Origin of the sequence: Anaerosolibacter sp. (genome assembly GCF_029240175.1) — a bacterium.
Lineage (GTDB): Bacteria > Bacillota > Clostridia > Peptostreptococcales > Thermotaleaceae > Anaerosolibacter.
In genome coordinates this window covers 80,418-100,167 of the sequence record NZ_JARBTM010000008.1, presented here as the reverse complement: position 1 = coordinate 100,167, position 19,750 = coordinate 80,418, and the positions used below count along the sequence as shown (strand labels likewise).

Below are 19,750 nucleotides of genomic sequence, written 5' to 3'. Positions count from 1 at the left end.
TATAGTCGCAATATTCTACATACTCTCAACGTATTTTTTCATAGCAAACTGAACATCCTCGTACACCTTTTTTAAGGGTATGCAAAAGCTTTCTGCAATTTCCTTGCAGTCATTAAACTCGGGGGCATACTTAAGGATTTTTCCCCCCATAAAGCCAATCTTCATGCTTACAACCCCATACTTTGTACGTACACGCAGCACCTTTCTTTCCAAAGCACTTCGATCCACTTCATAGTTTCTGATGCCTAAGGTCGTAGTTTCCAAGAATATTAGTTTTTCCATGTCTTCCTTCTTTTCTAACTCACACAGGATTGACAATATAATACCTGGCCGATTCTTCTTCATGATGATGGGCACCATAAAAACATCCAGGGCTCCAGCTTCTAAAGCTTTTTCCATCACATAGCCATAGATTTCAGGGTTCATATCATCGATGTTGCATTCCAACATGATTAGCCTATTTTTCTCGTTTTTTTTTCCCCTAAATATATCCGAAGCACATTGGGAATCGCCAAATCCTTTTTCCCTAATCCATACCCGATGCGGTTTAGTTCCATTGCAGGTACATCGCCGAAGCCTTCGCTCAACGCCTTTATGATGGCAGCACCTGTAGGTGTAACCAGCTCTGTTTCAATACCCCTGTTGTAAATAGGAACGCCCTTCAATATCTCTAGGGTAGCTGGGGCTGGCACAGGAAACACCCCATGGGCACAATGGACAAAACCAGTTCCCACATGGAGCGGTGATGCATATACCTCGTCGACACCCAAAAGATCCATACATATGGCAGCACCCACAATATCAATGATAGAATCAATGGCACCTACCTCATGGAAATGTACTTGATCCAAGGGTTTACCATGGATTTTGGCTTCTGCCTCCGCCACCAATCGAAAAATATTCTTACTCATCACCTTTACATTGTCCTTTAGGCTGCTGTCATCAATAATCTTCTCCACATCAAACAGATTACGGTGATCATGATGGTGGTGATGATGATCATCATCATGATCATGATGGTGATCCGTCAGGTGCACATGAAATCTTGTACCTGTAATTCCTTTTTTAATGGACTTCTCAATTTCCAGCTCATACCCATGAACATGAAGCTTCTCGATTTCATTCATAAACTGGGCCTGATCCACACCTAGGTCCAATAGGGCACCGATGGTCATATCGCCGCTAATACCTGAAAAACAATCAAAGAACAAAATTTTCTTCATTCCAAATTCCTCCAATTTTTCATATGTATGTATATACGGATATATATTTAAGTGTTATGATAAATATAGAAAGGGGTTGATACGATGAATATGCTTGGTTACGGTTTCCCTATCATGGGCGGTCTGTTCTTCTTGGTTTATCTTGGCATCATGATCTACATGATCTATCTCTTCCATGTTCTTGCTACATCCAATAGAAAAATTGCAGATGCTATGGAAATCCTGGTACACAAGATTGATAAACTTACCCATCGGGATCCCCAATAAAGTGAAACTCCCTATCCTTAAGTTTATCCAAATCAAGGAAGGAATTCAACTACATAATTTATATGTAAGAATCAAAGATGCCAGCCCAGGCTCACCCTGTGCTGGCATCTTTTCAATTATTTTAACTGTAGTAACAATTCTCCTGATTTTACCTGCTGTCCTTCCTTCACCAAAACAGACTCTACAGTACCTGCGGCGGTAGATGCAACACTAGTTTCCATTTTCATGGCCTCAATGATCATAAGGGTTTGATTCTCTTTTACGGTCTCTCCCGGCTGCACAAAGATCTTGGCCACAGTCCCTGGGATACTTGCACCCACCTCCATGTTATTCGAAGGATCTGCCATAGCAACGGTCTTCGTATCAAGGCGAACCTGGCTTGCTTTGTCTGCAATGGCAATTTCTCTTCGATTGCCATTGACTTCGAATACAATCTGCCGATTGCCCTCATGGTTAACCTTTCCGATTTCTACCAACTTAATGATCAATGCCTTTCCTTCAGCGATCTCTACTTCGCAGGTCTCACCCTCATACAATCCATGGAAAAACACATCACTGCCCATACGGCTTAGGTCTCCATATTTAGCGATATAGGTTAAATATTCTTCAAAGACCTTAGGATACAAGGCATAGGCCAGCATATCCCTCATGGTCGGCACAATGTTGAATTTTTCGCTTAGATGTTTTTCGATTTTAGAAAAATCTTCCGGTTCCAACAATTCTCCTGGTCTAGTGGTGATATGGGGTTCTCCTTTTAAAACTAGATTCTGTAATGCTTCTGGGAATCCTCCCATGGGCTGCCCTAAAAGACCTTTAAAATAATCTACAGAAGAATCAGGGAAGGCTAAATCTTTTCCCTTGCTGCAAATATTCTCTGGGGTCAAATCATTCTGTACCATAAAGATGGCCAGGTCCCCTACCACCTTGGACGTAGGTGTTACTTTTACAATATCTCCCAGCATTTCATTGGCTTTCTTATACATTTCTTTTACTTCGTTGAATCGATGACCTAGACCAAAGCTTTCCACCTGGGGCTTTAAGTTGGAATATTGCCCCCCTGGGATTTCATATTTATAAATCTCTGTTGTTCCAGATTTTAAGCCAGATTCAAACTGCTCATATACAGGTCTAACATCGCTCCAATAGTCTGAAAGCTTCTGTACATCCTTCAAGCGGATGCCCGTATCTCTTTCTGTATTCTCCAAAGCTGCCACGATGGAGTTAAGCGCTGGCTGACTCGTTAGCCCAGATAAGCTGTTTAGGGCTGTATCTACGATATCTACCCCAGCCTCTGCGGCCATCAGAATGGTCGCTACCCCATTGCCGCTGGTATCATGGGTATGGAGGTGAATAGGGATGGATATTTCATCCTTCAGAGCCTTGATCAGCTTTGATGCAGCATAGGGCTTCAGCAAGCTGGACATGTCTTTAATGGCAAGAATATGGGCACCTGCTCTTTCAATCTCCTTCCCCATCTTCACATAATAATCTAAGGAATACTTATCTTTCCTCTCGTCTAAAATATCCCCTGTATAACACATACATACTTCTGCAATTTTTTCGTTTTTTAATACCTCATCAATGGCGACTTCCATACCCTTTAGCCAGTTCAAAGAGTCAAAAATTCTAAAAACATCGATGCCGCTGTTTGCTGATTCCTTGATGAATTCTCGGATCACATTGTCTGGATAGTTGCGGTAACCAACGCCGTTTGCACCTCTCACCAACATTTGGAACAGTACATTCGGTATTTTCTTTCTTAATTCCTCCAGCCTTACCCAAGGTGACTCCTTTAAAAATCTGTAGGCCACATCAAATGTAGCGCCGCCCCACATCTCTAGGGAGAATAAATCTTGACCAAGAATAGCTGTGTCCTTCGCAATTTTCAGCATATCCCGGGTTCTCACCCTTGTAGCCATTAAGGACTGATGGGCATCTCTCATGCTGGTATCCGTAAGCAATAGCTTTTTTTGATCCTTGATCCAGTTCACTACACCTTCCGGTCCCTTTTCGATCAAAATCTGCTTCGTGCCGTGAAGAGAGGAAGGCATCGGTGCTTTTGGAACCATAGGTACATCAAAATCCCTTTTGAGTCCCTTTGTTTCATTTACTACCTTTTCACCAATATATTGAAGCACCCGGAGCTCTTTATCGGCTTTGTGCCCGATCGCAAAAAGCTCAGGATGATTCGCCAAAAATCCTGTGTCACATTCACCCTTTAAGAAGTCCTCATGATTTAATACATTAATCAAAAATGCTGCATTGGTCTTCACACCGCTAATGGTTAGCTCTTTGATGGAACGGATTGCTTTTTTTGCTGCATCTTCAAAGGTTCTTGAGTAGGACACCGTCTTTACCAATAGGCTGTCATAGTAAGGACTTACAACTGAACCAGTAAATCCATTGCCCCCGTCCAAACGAATCCCAAATCCTGAACCTGTTCGATATACATCAATTCTGCCTGTATCTGGTGCAAAGTTATTGGAAGGATCTTCTGTGGTTACCCTGCACTGGATGGCATATCCCCTCGGTTGGATATCCTCCTGGGAAGCGATGCCAATCTCCAGAGAATTCAATGGATATCCTTGAGCAACCAAAATCTGACTCTGTACGATATCAATCCCCGTCACCATCTCCGTAACCGTATGCTCCACCTGTATCCGCGGATTCATCTCGATGAAATAATGATTTCCATGGGTATCCACCAAAAACTCAATGGTTCCTGCATTCTTATAGTTCACAGCCCTGGCAATTTTTAAAGCATCGTTACAAATTGACTGCCTCTTTTCATCTGATAAGGAGAATGCTGGTGTAAACTCCACGACTTTTTGATGTCTTCTTTGGATAGAACAATCACGTTCATAGAGATGGACGATGTTGCCATGGGCATCTCCTAGGATTTGTACCTCAATATGCTTTGGCTTTTCCAGATATTTTTCTACAAAGATGTCATCAATGCCAAATGCCTTTTTTGCTTCGTTCTTCGCACTTTGGAATTCTTTGAGAAGGTCGCTTTCCTTTCTTACAATTCGCATACCTCTACCGCCGCCGCCGGCTGCAGCCTTCAATATGATTGGGTATCCACATTGATTGGCAGCATGGATCACTTCTTGTTCTGATACGACGGCCTTTTCTATGCCTGGAATCGTAGGGACGCCCCACTCCTTGGCAACAATCTTAGACTTGATTTTGTCTCCTAGCTTTTCCATCATCGTATAATGGGGTCCAATAAACACAATACCTGATTCTTCACATTTACGTGCAAACTCCGGATTTTCAGAAAGGAATCCATAGCCGGGATGGATGGCATCCACACCTTTTTTCAGAGCCAAACGAATGATTTCATCAATATTTAAATATGCTTCAATAGGGCCTTTGTTTTTACCAATTAAATAGGATTCATCAGCCTTTGTCCGAAATAAAGCGCATTGATCTTCCTTGGAATAAATTGCCACAGTCCGAATCCCCAACTCATGGCAGGCTCTAAAGACTCTTATGGCAATTTCACCACGATTTGCCACCAACACCCTTTTAAACTTTGTATGCTGTTGCATTGTCTTCTCCCCTATTCTATATATACCAAACGTATATTTATTAATAAATTTTAATATTAACGTTCATTATATCCTATTCATTTTCTATTTTCAATAATATGAAAAAACTTATCTGGCCCTATAAATGAGTAAAACGATTTCCTTTTCAGGAAATCGTTTTACTCATTTATGATGAAAGTTTATGCATTCTTTCACTTCTTCATGACTTCACTAAATTTTAAATTTTCTAATTTTTTATACAATCTTTTTTCTTACATATAGAAGCAACCCTAAGGACACTTCTTTAATGAATCTCGTCATCCAATTGATTCTTAAATTCGTCTGGTGGAATTGCTCCTGAGTCTTCACCAAACAATACATTTTCAGGCATATCTTGAATGATTCCAGCTGCATTTTGGCTTGCTGTCGGCTTATTTTTCGGCTTCGCCATATCATTCATATGAAGACCATTAAAAATTTTGCTCATAAAGTTATTCATCAACTTTTCCTCCTTTTCAATATGCTTAATGAATGCTTTCCCTCGTCTGATTGAATTGCTTTGCCATCAGCCATCCAAAGCGTATTTCATCCTTCACTTCACTCCAACTGTTACTTGGATCTGTGTTATGTTTTGTCCAATACTGCCTTATGGCTTCTTCTACGTTTTCCCATCCGTCACTACTTTGATTATTGTGGTCCATACGATGCCTCCTTATCATTATTTTTTCCTTTCATACCATGGTTATGAATCTAGATTACTGGTATTTTTATGCAGTCATCCCTTCCAGTAATTTTTGCAAAATTTATTAATATTATCTTTTCCCGTTATAATCAAGACTACTATTCATTTTTTGCATGCTATATCTATTACTATTCTTCACATAATAATCTTAAACACTTCGTTTTTTATCTAGTTTTTTCATATAAAGGAGGCAGGCTCATCATGATCCATTCAACACAACAAAAACCTCAATTGGATGCACCCAATCTAAAAGTTTTAGAAGATCAGCTGAACTACGAATCCATGATGAACAAAAAAATGGATCAATATGCAGCGTATTGTAGGGATCCTCAGTTAAAAAGTATTTGTCGTCAAGGTGCTCAAAGGCATAAGCAAAATTATAACGCCCTATTAACTTACTTAAATTCCCACCAATAATAACGCGCTTACCTACGACAATTGCCCCCACTATGGAAAACAAAGGAGGTTGTCCTATGCTGCACCAAGGAAATTTCACAGAAAAAGAATTAATGAATGATCTTCTCATGTCTGAAAAACAGGTTTCTTCTGCATATACCGCAGGTATTACAGAGTCCTCTTGTCCAAAACTAAGACAGGTGTTAGAAGGCTGTGAAAAAAATGTATTTACAAATCAAGAAGACATTTTCAAAGCAATGGCTCAAAGAGGCTGGTACAACTTGAAAAAGGCACCCACACAAGACGTACAGACAGCCAAGGATAAATTCAATCAGATGAAAAGCGAATTGAAGTAAAGCTTTATAGAAGGGTAAAAAGATCTAAAGGGATAGTAGTTAGTCGCTAGTAGATAGTGGCTTGTATGTCTATCTTTTAGATCTTTATTTTTTTAGTACTTACAATGTCCACCCTAAAACCATTAACTACTAACCACTAACTACTAGCCCTCCTTACTCCCTTGCTTTCCCTTTGATTTTTATATATAATAAAATAAATACATAATATTCTAAATATTTTTTACCTTCTCAGGGTATAAGATATATAAAGAACTTTGTGTTGGATGCAGCTTAAAATTTCATAGGTGAAAGGAGTTGATATTGTGTATAATATTATTGCTACTTTCAAAAACATGCCCGACCTAAACCGTTGCATGAAAACTTTGAGAGTAAACCCTAATATTAAAGGCCACATATCGGTAATTCCAAAGGAAATTACCAAGAACACAGAAAAGGAAATCTCCAGTGTTCTGATTAAACGTTCCCGGGAGATTGCACCATCTGGATTAGAGGATGTATGGTTTGGCGTATTTACCGGTTTTCTCATCGGTGGTCTATCTGCCTTCGCAGCGGTTTATCTAAATACGGATATGCTTCGTTTATCTACTTTATCCTTTATCGCTAGCATGTTTATTATCTTTTATGGTGGTGCTGCAGGTGCTCTGTTAGGATTCTTGATGAATACCCTCATCTCCAAGCGAAGCTGGCTGAAGAACAAGAATGAAGTTGTTTTGGTGCTCCATAAGCTAGATGACAGCACCAAGGAACTGGTGATTCAAAATCTTGAAACCTATCATGCCAATAACGTTGAGATTTATTAAATAAATAAAAACCCTCTCTACATTCATGTAGAGAGGGTTCTTTATTACATCATTCCTGGCATTAAATTTATGAGGTTTTGTTATCAATTCTTTAAAATCTATGTGCATCAAATCTAGTAAAATACACATTTCTAATTTTCATAATTCATTTATGTGAATAGAACCATCGGCAATGCGTTAGCAAAATGTTAGCAGGATGAAAAGCCTGCTCTTTTGCTTTAACTGTATATTTAACTCATGCTCTTTCTTCTCCATTTAGAAAACATAGCAGATGCTATATCTTATAAACAACTACTATGCATTTTAATATCCACACCTTTATAAACAACTTTCTATTGACTGTCCTTATCTTTCATTATGCAATTTCCTTACCTCACAATTCAGAACACATAAAAAAATCTAACAACATTTCGTTAAATCTTTTTATTTCTTTAACCTATTATTTTGTTGTGCAAAGAAATAAGCCATCTTTATTCTAACGCAAGATGAAATTCTAGTGTTTTCGATAAATCTTTAAAGCTATACTACTTATAATTGAACATAGTAACGAAAATACAGGACTCCATAGCGAAACATCAAATAGCATTTTAGTTTCGGTGCTTATTGGTCTAGACCCAGAGTACAATGCCATTCCTCCAACCATAAAATGGGGATACCAAAAAATGATATTAATTACTAGATATATGAGAGATATCCACCATATTTTCTTTAAGCGAATTATTCCGTTAGCTCCGATAAATTCTTTCCTTAGTAAACCTACTATAATTCTAGGTAGGTACATAACAGGAAACATATATGCAAGTATAATTAAAATAATCATAACAGTGATATCCTTTCGCCAAAAAGTGTTCACAATATGATATATTCAACAGCTATCCATTTTACCCTTCTATAAATTTTGCTCTAATAATTATGCTTATACATTGGAGCATATCATGAGTTGCCTTACCTCTATCTTGGCTTTCAAAGTTTATTTGAGTTTCTATGTAACAATTTAAAAGCGAGTTATTGCTTAATAGGTCTTGTGAAAATTAAAAATCGGCGAAAATAAATAATACCTGAAGATATTCATACCTTCAGGTATTATTTATTAACGGAACAGCTCAGTATACATGTCTTTCAGCCCTTCAAATACCGTTAAGAATTAAAATTTTTACTGCTTTTACTAATTCATATTTTCTCCATCTTTAATTGCCCTATAAAGGGTTGATCTAGAAACACCTAATATTTTGCATATATCGTCTGCAGAGTTATTTTTATCAGATAGCATCGTTTTGGCCAACGATACTTTTTTACTATCCATTATAGAAGGTCTTCCTCCATTTCTTCCCCTTGCCCTGGCAGACTCCAATCCGGCCATGGTTCTTTCTCTAAGAATATCTCTCTCAAACTCAGCCAAAGCAGCAAAAATGTGAAATACAAGTCTACCTGTGCTAGTTGTTGTATCAATACTTTCCTTCAAGCTTACAAGGTATGTGGCAACGATTTGTGTAAAAAATAGCCATAAGAAAATTACAATGTACTCCCAAATAACTTGAGCATATTCTTTTCAGCTATGTGAGTGCTGCTTCTACTAAAAAAGGGTAAGCTATCAAACATCTTCAAAATAATAGCTTACCCTTTTTTACGCATTTTTCAACACTTATTATTTTTTCCTGTCTGATGTATATTGTTTGTACATATATATCAGGCAGGAAAATTTTCAAAAATCATGTACTTTTATGATTTTTTGAATAGACTATTATACCTATACTGGAAATGACTGTGCACAACGCTGAGAAGACAGGACTCCATAAAGAAGACATAAATATCCACTCGATTACAGGACTAACTTTGCCTGTAGAGCCGTAGTACATGGCACCTGCTACTGAATGGGGAATCCATAAAATAACATTTAATAATAAATAAACCATTGATGTTAAGCGAATTTTTCTTAAATGCCTTATCCCACCTTCAGTCATAAATTCCTTCCTAAGTAGTCCAAATATGATTCTAAATAAGTATAAAATAGGAAACATGTATGCAAATGTTATTAATAGAACAATAATATCATTCCCCCTTGTATCATACACTAATCTTACTCTTCTATATATTTATTTCTATAGTTAGGAAATTAATCCTTCTTGAATGCCCTATTCTAATAATTATGTGTGTAAAATTGATATATAGAATGAGCCTTTATTCCTGAATCTGGACTTTCGAAAAATATTTCATTGCCTAAATGCCGAATAGCAAATGAACTATTACCGACTAATGTATCTTGTCTTATAATAAAATTGGTTGTTTCGCTATACAGTGGTGATAATTCTCTTATGTCCATCCCCGGAAAAATTCCAGGAGCATTATAAGTATATGCTTTGGTGAAATTGCTAGTAGTTATGATTTCATCTTGAATCTGTGCAGCAGTCCAAGCAGCCAAATAGCCACCAAGAGAATGACCTGTTATTGCAAACTTAGCAGTTGGATAGTCATTAATAAAGTTTCGTACTACATTCTCCGCTTGAGGAACTTGTACATCATGTTTTCCCATTACAACTTCAACTATATCAGTTATATAATCACCTATATCTGCTGATCCAGCGAATGCGATTACATATTCATTCGTTAATGTGTTTTTCATAATGATATATTTAAATCCACTTGACCCTGAACCGTTCTCAATCTGTTGCCAATTATTCAATCCAGACTCCCTTAGTATATATTCAGGATTGTAGCTTTCATAAGCCATATCGCTTAAAGCCGCGAGTTGGGTATATGCTGAAGTATTACTAATCGGAAGTATAAATACCGTTTGGACTGTTACAGAATTATTAGTTATTATGTCTTCAGCAATTTGATGTGGATAGTTAACGTTATTTCTGACAGTCCACCTTCCTCTTTCGGGCCCAACAAATGAAATGGTAGCAGCGAGAGTAGTTCCCTTAGCTATTCCGTCGATTCTATATACTCTTAATTCAACAAGTTCGCCTGTATCTCTGTTCTGTGCATTTACCGTTCCGTAAAAGGAGTTATTTATGTCTAAGGTTCCCTCATTAGATATTTCCACCCTTACTTGAGCAGTTTCTTTTTGTTTTGGTCGAGTCGTTCCCAGCAGACTGATGGACTTAGCACGAATATCTGTTATATCCTTCCATGTACCAGTATATGCTTTTGCATAATAATCAGGAAGTTGTAAGCGGTCAGGATCTAAGACAAATCTTATAGTATGACTTCCTGCAGTGTATATTGTTAGTTCTATTGTAAAGGACATGGTATATCCAGGCTGTAAGTCAACCAATGTTAAGTCTCCCTGGGAAACATTATTGTCAAATACCCTTAAGGAAAGAGGTCCTGTGTACTGTGTCCCTATATTTCTAATTGATACGTTAAATGGTGTAGAATTTCCTACAATATGAGGGGAACTTTGACTAGTGGTGACATTAAATTCTACTGCCTTTCCAACTTTTGCAGCCCATAAAAAATCTTCACTACATGTACTAGGTATGTAGTCTTCGTCTACCTTCATACTTAAAGTATGCACTCCTGGATTTTGTAATCCAAAGTTTACCGATAGTTTATAATATGTGTTTGCTGCCAATGTTGTGGTAAAAGTATGAATTTGAGTTTCATTTATATATAAGCCAATTTTTACATTGCTTTTGCTTGTAGAACTTTCATTTCCATAAATGAATTCAAAAGGATATTGTGTATTCACTATATATGGTGGAGCAACTTTAGGAACTATATCAGCAGCAACTAATCCCCTGCTGTTTGCTGCAGTTGCTATGTTTAGTGTAGTCTCTTGTAGAGTTAGTGATTTTTCAATCCCTCGTACTGGAGTCTTAACACCATAGACTTCATCAACTACAGTGTTTTCCTCAGGAATCTCGGTGTCCTCATCGCTGATACTATCTTTAGTTGCATCTAACTCCTCAGCAATAGGTTCCGGCATTCCAGGCAGTCCATCAATTGGTTTTGTTATATTTATTTCTTCAATAACAGGTTCGGAGATGGAAATATCTTTAATTGTTACTTCTGCTTTCTTCAACTCTTTGCCAACTTGTTTTATAGAAATAATCGAATTATCTTCTTTCTTTTTACTCTCCTTATTTGCTTTTAGTTTTTTTATATTTTCTTCAAGGTTTTCAAATACAATTTTATTTGACTTTGGTCCAAACGAAGCGTAGTTCTCATAAATCTCAAAAGAATATTCTTTAGCTCGTCTCTTATCTCCAGCGTCTATAGAAATATAATACTCTCCATACGCTTCTACCTGCACGTTTATATCTTTATACTCTGTTTGAGAGTCGAGATTGAATTTCAGTTCTCCATCTAGGTGCTTGATACCTTTTGATAAAGAGATATTTAATTTCTCTCCTCTTTCTTTTAACTTGTCCCCAAAGTTTGCTCGTAAAGTAATCTTCTCCGATAATCTTATGTCCCCTATTAGTGACATACTAAAATCATATCCTTCTGGTGCAGTAATAGCGAAATCATCCACATTGTTTTCCTTTGGTGATGCATTTATCATTTGTCCGAGCGTAAAAGAAGGTACCATTAGGCAAATGATTAATACAAGACTAATTAATTTTCCTACCCTTTTCATAATACACTCATCCTTTCAATGTTAATTATGTGGGCACACTTAATGTAATTACAATTCGTAATCACATTTACATTTCAAAATTATATCATCATCATCTTTAATATTTTATAGAATTTTGTAAGTTTTTTATTATTTTTTCTATTTTTTTACTTTTTTAATAGCATTATTACGAATACTATATACATTTATTATTTTGATAACTGATTGCTTGTTTGCCCTATAGATAACAAAAATATATTTCTACTAGACAATCATGACAAAGTCATCTTTATATGAACAGGGGGATGCCCATGCGCCGCAACTCTATGTGGGACACTTTCTATTTTTTCTTTCAGTAAGGTCAAATAGTTTAGGAAGTGTTAAGTTAAGATTTATTTTGCATTTTTGTGAACTTCTTGAGTGTACAATGGATAAACTCATCGGCAGTCTTTATGATGATATCCTTAGAACTAGAAAGATCGATGAAAATAAATGAGACCAGAAGGCATGCATACCTCCTAGTCTTATTTTTTAACGGAACAGCTCATCGAGCGTGTCTTTTAATCCTTCATTTTCGAAACAATCACTACATAAAAAAAGGGTGAGAAATCTTATATTCTATGGAATTTAGCTTTTTCATGTTACGAAGGACATGAAAAAAGAAGCTTCTCAAAAGTTCAGTGAACTAATGAAAAGCTTCTAATCTCTAATGTTAGCAAAATGTTATCATCTTACTTGTTAGCAACCTTCAACCCATTGATTTCAAGGGCTTTAAGGGGTTACTACATCATTCCTGGCATTCCGCCTGGCATACCACCTGGCATTCCGCCTGCATTTTCTTCTTTGATATCTACTACTGCTGCTTCAGTTGTTAACAACATTGCGGATACAGAAGCTGCGTTTTGCAGCGCTGAACGAGTTACCTTTGTTGGGTCTACGATACCTGCTTCGATCATATCCACATATTTTTCATTTAATGCATCAAAGCCTACGCCTGCTGCACTATTTCTTACCTTCTCAACGATGACAGAACCTTCTAATCCTGCATTGGCAGCGATTTGTCTTACTGGCTCTTCTAGTGCTCTTCTGATGATCATAGCACCTGTCTTTTCGTCGCCAGTCAATTCACTTACCAAGGCTTCTACTGCAGGGATCGCATTGATTAGTGCTGTACCACCACCCACAACGATTCCTTCTTCAACAGCAGCTCTTGTAGCGTTTAATGCATCTTCAATTCTAAGCTTTCTTTCTTTTAGCTCAGTTTCTGTAGCAGCACCTACTTGGATAACTGCAACACCACCAGAAAGCTTTGCAAGTCTTTCCTGTAACTTTTCTTTATCAAACTCAGAAGTTGTTTCTTCGATTTGTGTTTTGATTTGGTGGATACGATCCTTAATATCTTTCTCGTTTCCAGCGCCATCAATGATTGTTGTGTTTTCTTTGTCTACTTTTACTCTATTGGCACGACCTAACATGTCAACGGTAGCTGTTTTTAACTCTAATCCTAACTCCTCAGAGATTACTGTACCGCCTGTTAAGATAGCGATGTCCTGAAGCATTGCTTTTCTTCTATCACCAAAGCCAGGGGCTTTTACTGCAACACACTCAAACGTACCTCTAAGCTTGTTGATTACCAATGTTGTTAAAGCTTCGCCTTCGATATCTTCAGCAATGATCAAAAGCTTTCTTCCCTGCTGAACAATTTGCTCTAATACTGGAAGTAATTCTTGGATATTTGCAATCTTCTTGTCAGTGATTAAGATATATGGATTTTCTAATACGGCTTCCATTTTCTCCGTATCCGTTACCATGTATGCAGATACATAACCTCTGTCAAACTGCATTCCTTCTACCACATCTAGAGATGTTCCCATAGATTTTGATTCTTCTACGGTAATAACACCATCTTTTCCTACTCTTTCCATAGCGTCAGCAATTAAGCTTCCAATCGTGTCATCAGCCGCAGAAATAGATGCTACCTGGGCAATAGCTTCCTTTGATTCTACAATCTTAGAAATCTTCTTAATCTCATCCACAGCCACATCCACTGATTTCTGGATACCCTTCTTCAAAATCATTGGATTTGCACCAGCAGCCACATTCTTTAAACCTTCTCTGATGATCGCTTGCGCCAATAAAGTAGCTGTTGTTGTACCGTCTCCAGCCACGTCATTTGTCTTTGTAGCTACTTCTTTTACCAACTGAGCACCCATATTTTCATAGGCATCTTCTAATTCGATTTCTCTTGCAATGGTTACACCATCATTTGTGATCATTGGAGAACCAAATTTCTTATCAAGGATTACATTTCTTCCCTTAGGTCCTAGAGTAACCTTTACTGTATCCGCTAATTTATTTACGCCTGTCTCTAACTTACGGCGTGCTTCTTCACTGAACTTAATTTCTTTTGCCATGTCAATAACCTCCCTATTATGTATTCAGTATTTTTACTCTACGATCGCTAAAACATCATTTTGTCTTAGGATTGTGTACTCAATACCATCATATTTAATTTCTGTTCCTGCATATTTGGAGAATATCACTCTATCTCCAACCTTTACTTCCATCTTGATTTCTTTTCCTTCTACCACACCGCCTGGGCCTACAGCTACAACTTCAGCCATTTGTGGTTGCTCTTTTGCCTGGCTTGGAAGCACGATACCACTCTTCGTTTTCTCTTCTGCTTCAAGCTTTTTGATAACAACTCTGTCTCCTAATGGTTTGATGTTCATTAGAAACCCTCCTTAGAATGATTTGTATATTATTTTATTATTTGTGACTATTTTATTAGCACTCACTTCTGTTGAGTGCTAATCACATTTATAATGTATACCATCTAAAACAGATATGCAAATCTCCGTTTCTTCCATATTTTAATGACATTTGATATTTTAGGCAAATATCTTCAATTTTATTCCATATACGTCTTATAACTTTTTTTTTCTCATTTTTTCTCTGCATTCCTATTTCCATAAGCTCTATGGGCAACTTCCGTGCCTACAATACAGCAAATGAGCCAAATACTGCCCCCAATAAATCCTGCTACAATATCGCTAAACCAATGGACACCTAGGTAAATACGTGTAAGTCCAATAGCCGCAATCAGAAGGCTAGCCCATATCCCAACCACCCATCTCCATCGGCTTTCTTTTGTGTTTCTGGATATGAGATAAGCTGCCATGCCATAAAAGCATAGGGATACCATGGCATGACCACTGGGAAAGCTAAACCCCTTCTCGACCAAATCATAGAGGTTCGGTCTTTCCCTCTGAATGATTGCCTTTAGCAATTCATTTAAACCGTATCCCCCTAACAAGGTTGTCGTTAGGGCAATCATCTCTATGTAGTTTCTTTTCCTATATAAAAGCCAAAATAGGACAAGACAAAGTACCACATAAAACTTTCCTACTCCCAAATAGGTGATTCCCAAGGCGATTTTTGTCAGAGCAGGGTTATAGTATTTGTGGATACTATCCATCACAAACTGATCCATATGATCTATTCTTTTTTCAATCAATGTAATGTTCATCCACTGTATAAAAATGAATAGCAATAGCAGGGCCACCGTCATACCTATAAAGGCATATCTCTTAAATTCATTCAGAGCCCTTAGTAAGTTTATTTTCTTGTTCAAAACTTATTCCCCTTTTTTCTTTTTCGTTAGTCTTGGTTAAAATGTTATCTCTCTATCAATTTTTGATATCATCCATTGCATATTTTATTAGGGAGGCAACACCATCGTAGGGAACGCGCCCCCGTGCCGTTCCGCCATATTGCACCGTTATAATTCATAGGATATTCCCTGCCTGCAAACGGAAGGCCACAGGGGGCCTTCCCTACATAATGATAGGTGCTTTAGATCCTGTGGTCTGCGGGCGATTCGTGAATCGCCCCTACAACCTCAACCTTAATGCCCATTTTCCTGCAAAATCAAAGACCAGTCTCTCAACTGATCTTTGCCTTAAATCAATCTTTTCCCGAAGGCGGTATAAATGGAATGATATTCTTTGCAAGATTTTGTATCGGCATGGTCTGGAGCCATACTTTCCCTGGTCCTTGCAGTCTTGCCAGGAACAGACCTTCGCCGCCAAACAGCATATTCTTAAAGCCCTTCAGCATCTCAATATCAAAACTTACTGTTGGCTCAAACATGGCTACATGCCCAGTATCCACTTTCATTACCTCTCCACTGCCCAGGGTATATTCCACAACCTCACCGTCAAATTCCATAAAGGCTAGCCCGGGTCCCGTAATTTTTTGGAGAATAAATCCTTCTCCACCAAACAATCCAGATCCTAGCTTCTTCCTGAAAAAGATTTCTAAATTGACAGCTCGCTCTCCACAGAGAAATGATTTCTTTTGACAAATCACACTCTGTCCGTTTCCTAATGCCATAGGTAAGATTTTACCAGGAAAGGATGAAGGAAAAGCAATGGTACCACTGGCTGCTGCACAGGTATAGGTTGTCATAAACAGGGATTCCCCTGCCAGTTTTCTAGCTATACCACCAAACAAGCCGCCTTCCATGTTTGTTTCCATGTTGAAATCATCTGTCATCCATCCCATACCTCCGGATTCCGTGAATACACTTTCACCCCTCTGGAGCTCCATCAACACCACAGGCAAACTACCACCCCTGATTTCGTATTTCATCGTTTCCACCTCCATGATTAACTTATTCTATACAGAAAAATTTATACATAATTTTACAGTTTCATCAGCTTTTTTCTCTGCCTAAGGCCTTTAGTATGTCTATTTCATAACAGGATTTTGTCTGGCCCAGCAATTCCATACCCTGATCACAATAAGCATGAATACTTAGGGGAAGATACTTTCCAAAAACATCCCTTACCTTTTTGTTGACCTCCATCTGTACCTTGATCTCCGCCTTTACCCTACAGATTAGTCCCTGCTCATAGGGACTTTGAAGCTTTCTTCCGTATTCATCTGCACTTTTTAAAGAATCTAGGGCCTCCCGATACTTTCCTTCTCGAATGAGCAACAGGGCCATATATCCTTCGGCCGTAGATCTGCCCAGAAATGTATCAACTTTGCGATAGGTTTCAATGGCTTTGGCAAAATAATTTTTCGCTCGATCATAGTCCCCCATATCGAAGGCTGCCTGCCCCGCATTGGTATTAAAAAGAGTAATGCCCCGAAATACCTTTCTTTCATTGCAGATATCCATGGCCTTATCATAATAATATAATGCACCGGCAAATTTCATATTGCATCGTCGAATTTCTCCCATATAATTATAAGCTGCAGCAATGTTCAATGCATATCGATCTTCCCGTTGGCTCAACATCTCAAAGATATGAATAGATTCTTTTAAAATTTCTTGTGCTTCTTCATAGGCGCCTACCATCAGCCGCTGTAGTCCCTGCAGCCTTAAAAGAATCCCCATTTCTTTCTGATGCTGGGTCTTTCTAGCCAAAGAAATCCCTTTGGTTAAGTATTCTTGCATCAATGTGGTTTGATGGACCTGAATTCCATAGTATACCATTTGTCGATATCCCTTGAGCATGTAACCAAAATCCTCTGTTTTTTCTGCTCCCTCAATCATTTTTTGTATAGCTTCGATCCCTTGGTTATACTCACCTTCTTGAATGCAGTATCTACCCTTTGTATGATAAAAAGCGATTTCCAATTGCGCCAGTTCCTGTTGATCCTTCTCTGTCTTCTGCACTTCCTTTAGCTGCTGTTCTAAATCGTTTAAGTACTTGATAGACTCCTCCTGATTGAGATAGACGATTTTCTCATCCTCCATCTCCTCATCATAAAGAATGGGAAAAAGCTCATGGCTGAAATCTGAATAATCATCCAGATTTTTAATACGATATCTCAAAGCTGCCAGACGATTACCTCCATTGGAAAAGTGATAAATCAACCTAGAGTATACAAATTTATCACGATAATCATGCTGCAGGTTTTGCTCCAATATTTGTCCGATGCGATGGTGGAGAACCTTTCTTCTTCCTATTGATTGAAGGCCGTAAATAAATTCTCTCAGCTTATGATGGGTAAACTCAAAGCTGATTTCTTCATTCTGTTCAACCTCCTTTAAAATATATCTTTTTTCCAACTCCTCCATTCGGTCTAAAATCTCAAGTTCATCTTTCCCACTGATGGTTTGGAGCATATCCAAGGTAACACGGTCAAAGAATAAAGATGCAATGTTTAATAGTTTCATTGCCTCCTCTGAAATATCCACAATCCTACTCTTTAAAATATCCTGACCTGTGCCTGAAATCTCACCGACAGTCCCCTTCTCTTTGAGGGTATTTAACAGCTCCATGAGGAAAAAGGCATTCCCTTCTGTCTCCTGATAAATTCGTTCCTTGAGAGGTTTTTCTATCTTACTCCCTGGAATGGCCTTCTCAATAAAGTCATCAACCTCTTCCTTGGTAAACCTGGCAAGACAAATCTTATCCAGCAGCTGATCTTTGACCATATTTGTAATGAACTGCTCCATCCGTCTATCATGGCCATTCCTGCAGGTACCTATCAACATGATTCGATTCTGTCCTTGATGACGCAGTACAAAGCTTAAGAGACCAATACTGGTTGCATCCATCCATTGGGTATCCTCGAACGCTAAAATTATTTTTTTCTTCAAAGCTATTTTTTTCAATACGCCCAGGATGGCTTCCTCAGCCGTATGATACTTTACTCGGTCGATTCCTTCGACTGGGTTATCACCCAACCCCGTTGCCTCTGGATCAAACCCTGGAAACAAACGGAGGATTATATTCTTCCATAACTGAGGAACAGCAATCTTTTCTTTCCTTACGATTTCCCCCAGGTCTGTGAAAATCTGATGCCAGGGCTTCAGTGGGTATCCTTCTTCTGCCTGGTAGCAGTTGGCTTGGAGGATATAGGTATCCAAACCATGTATTCCCTCTAAAAACCGCTCCTTTAGCTTCGTTTTTCCAACCCCGGCTTCTCCGATAATTAGTGTAGAAGGTGCCCTCTGCCCTTGTATAAAGCTTTCATAGTGCTTTTCCATCAAGCCCAATTCTCCATGGCGTCCATAGAAAAATGCCTGACTCCCGTATTTCTCCTTTTGGGTATTCTCTCTATTTCTTCTCCCTAGGGCCTCCTCATACACTGCCTTTGTCTCGTGATCAGGGGTAATACCCAGTTCTTGATTCAGTATCTCCTCCAGCCTTTTATAGAGATCTATCGCTTTATGATATGCACCTTCTCTGCTATAAACATCCATCAGCATGCGATAAGCTCCCTCATCAAAGGGGTCTACCTCTACCAATAGCTTTCCATAGTATTCCACCCGCCGGAGTTCTCCTTTTTCTAGGTACTGGTACATCCGATCATAAAGCTTTGCTATATAAAGATCCCGATAATACTCTCGACTTCGGAACATCCATTCTTCAAATTTTTCTCCATCCTTCACCAAAAACCCTTGGAGAAATTCACCTCTATAGGCACCGATTCCACTTTCCTCATCTGATATGAACCTTTGAATATCTGTAAACATTTCAATCTCTGGATTGATCATCACCAAGGACTTTTGAGGAGATATGATGATATCCAGATCAAAGGCCTTCCGAATTTTATACATGGCATGGCGAAGGTTTTTCTTGGCCGTCTCCTCCTCCGCCTCACCCCACAGTAAGTCTACCAGCTCGTCCCTGGATGCCTGTCCATTGATGAGCAGATAGTAGAATAAGGCCTCTGCCTTTCGAAAGGGAAATATAATCTGCTCTTGATTTTTAAATACCATAGGCGCCTGCAGCATCTTTACTTGAATGGAATCCATCTCATCACCAGCCTGTCTAATGGGTTTCTTACTATCCATTATATACGATAATGGGATGGGAAAAAACCCCCATAGCCCTTTGAAGGGCT

General features: G+C 38.5%; 14 protein-coding genes and 2 pseudogenes. 4 read left to right on the top strand and 12 right to left on the bottom strand.

Annotated elements, in window-relative coordinates; translation table 11 throughout:
• Positions 1 to 15: 15 nt before the first annotated feature.
• A pseudogene (larC, locus tag K0R93_RS07725) lies at positions 16 to 1,223 on the bottom strand (nickel pincer cofactor biosynthesis protein LarC).
• Positions 1,224 to 1,307: 84 nt separating this feature from the next.
• Here larC and K0R93_RS07720 point away from each other — a divergent pair.
• Entirely contained in the window at positions 1,308 to 1,490 is a 183-nt protein-coding gene (locus K0R93_RS07720; RefSeq protein ID WP_300299661.1) for a hypothetical protein, read from the top strand.
• Positions 1,491 to 1,606: 116 nt separating this feature from the next.
• Here the strand turns inward: K0R93_RS07720 and K0R93_RS07715 are convergent, their stop codons facing one another.
• The 3 genes from K0R93_RS07715 to K0R93_RS07705 all read right to left on the bottom strand — a co-directional run bounded on the left by K0R93_RS07715 (position 1,607) and on the right by K0R93_RS07705 (position 5,724).
• Entirely contained in the window at positions 1,607 to 5,044 is a 3,438-nt protein-coding gene (locus tag K0R93_RS07715) for a pyruvate carboxylase (protein ID WP_300299659.1), read from the bottom strand.
• 283 nt (positions 5,045 to 5,327) lie between these two features.
• Complete coding sequence (locus K0R93_RS07710) at positions 5,328 to 5,522, bottom strand: hypothetical protein (RefSeq protein WP_300299657.1); 195 nt, start codon at positions 5,520 to 5,522, stop codon at positions 5,328 to 5,330.
• A 25-nt stretch (positions 5,523 to 5,547) separates the two neighbouring features.
• On the bottom strand, positions 5,548 to 5,724 hold the full coding sequence (locus K0R93_RS07705) for a hypothetical protein (RefSeq protein ID WP_300299655.1): 177 nt from the start codon (positions 5,722 to 5,724) through the stop codon (positions 5,548 to 5,550).
• A gap of 242 nt (positions 5,725 to 5,966) precedes the next feature.
• Here K0R93_RS07705 and K0R93_RS07700 point away from each other — a divergent pair, with 242 nt between their 5' ends.
• The 3 genes from K0R93_RS07700 to K0R93_RS07690 all read left to right on the top strand — a co-directional run bounded on the left by K0R93_RS07700 (position 5,967) and on the right by K0R93_RS07690 (position 7,317).
• The gene (locus tag K0R93_RS07700) at positions 5,967 to 6,182 is read left to right on the top strand and encodes a hypothetical protein (RefSeq protein WP_300299653.1); all 216 of its coding nucleotides are present in this window, start codon (positions 5,967 to 5,969) and stop codon (positions 6,180 to 6,182) included.
• A gap of 56 nt (positions 6,183 to 6,238) precedes the next feature.
• Positions 6,239 to 6,517, top strand: coding sequence for a spore coat protein (locus tag K0R93_RS07695; RefSeq protein WP_300299651.1), 279 nt, complete (start codon positions 6,239 to 6,241; stop codon positions 6,515 to 6,517).
• A gap of 302 nt (positions 6,518 to 6,819) precedes the next feature.
• On the top strand, positions 6,820 to 7,317 hold the full coding sequence (locus K0R93_RS07690; protein ID WP_300299649.1) for a hypothetical protein: 498 nt from the start codon (positions 6,820 to 6,822) through the stop codon (positions 7,315 to 7,317).
• A gap of 1,165 nt (positions 7,318 to 8,482) precedes the next feature.
• On the opposite strand, the gene K0R93_RS07685 is transcribed toward K0R93_RS07690, so the two are convergent.
• The 8 genes and pseudogenes from K0R93_RS07685 to K0R93_RS07650 all read right to left on the bottom strand — a co-directional run bounded on the left by K0R93_RS07685 (position 8,483) and on the right by K0R93_RS07650 (position 19,661).
• Positions 8,483 to 8,620 carry a helix-turn-helix domain-containing protein gene (locus K0R93_RS07685; RefSeq protein WP_300299647.1) on the bottom strand — a complete coding sequence of 46 codons (138 nt, stop codon included), beginning with the start codon at positions 8,618 to 8,620 and terminating at the stop codon, positions 8,483 to 8,485.
• A gap of 81 nt (positions 8,621 to 8,701) precedes the next feature.
• Positions 8,702 to 8,779 (bottom strand): annotated as a pseudogene (locus K0R93_RS19295) (hypothetical protein); the annotation flags it as partial.
• A 675-nt stretch (positions 8,780 to 9,454) separates the two neighbouring features.
• On the bottom strand, positions 9,455 to 11,902 hold the full coding sequence (locus tag K0R93_RS07675; protein WP_300299643.1) for a CARDB domain-containing protein: 2,448 nt from the start codon (positions 11,900 to 11,902) through the stop codon (positions 9,455 to 9,457).
• A gap of 761 nt (positions 11,903 to 12,663) precedes the next feature.
• A complete protein-coding gene (groL, locus tag K0R93_RS07670) occupies positions 12,664 to 14,295 on the bottom strand; it encodes a chaperonin GroEL (protein ID WP_300299641.1) in 1,632 nt (543 codons plus the stop codon).
• 33 nt (positions 14,296 to 14,328) lie between these two features.
• Complete coding sequence (groES, locus tag K0R93_RS07665; RefSeq protein ID WP_300299639.1) at positions 14,329 to 14,613, bottom strand: co-chaperone GroES; 285 nt, start codon at positions 14,611 to 14,613, stop codon at positions 14,329 to 14,331.
• Between the two features lie 212 nt (positions 14,614 to 14,825).
• Positions 14,826 to 15,515: a phosphatase PAP2 family protein gene (locus tag K0R93_RS07660; protein ID WP_300299637.1), complete on the bottom strand. Its 690-nt coding sequence runs from the start codon at positions 15,513 to 15,515 to the stop codon at positions 14,826 to 14,828.
• 332 nt (positions 15,516 to 15,847) lie between these two features.
• On the bottom strand, positions 15,848 to 16,534 hold the full coding sequence (locus K0R93_RS07655) for a TIGR00266 family protein (protein ID WP_300299635.1): 687 nt from the start codon (positions 16,532 to 16,534) through the stop codon (positions 15,848 to 15,850).
• A 64-nt stretch (positions 16,535 to 16,598) separates the two neighbouring features.
• The gene (locus K0R93_RS07650) at positions 16,599 to 19,661 is read right to left on the bottom strand and encodes an AAA family ATPase (protein ID WP_300299633.1); all 3,063 of its coding nucleotides are present in this window, start codon (positions 19,659 to 19,661) and stop codon (positions 16,599 to 16,601) included.
• Between the last annotated feature and the right edge of the window lie 89 nt (positions 19,662 to 19,750).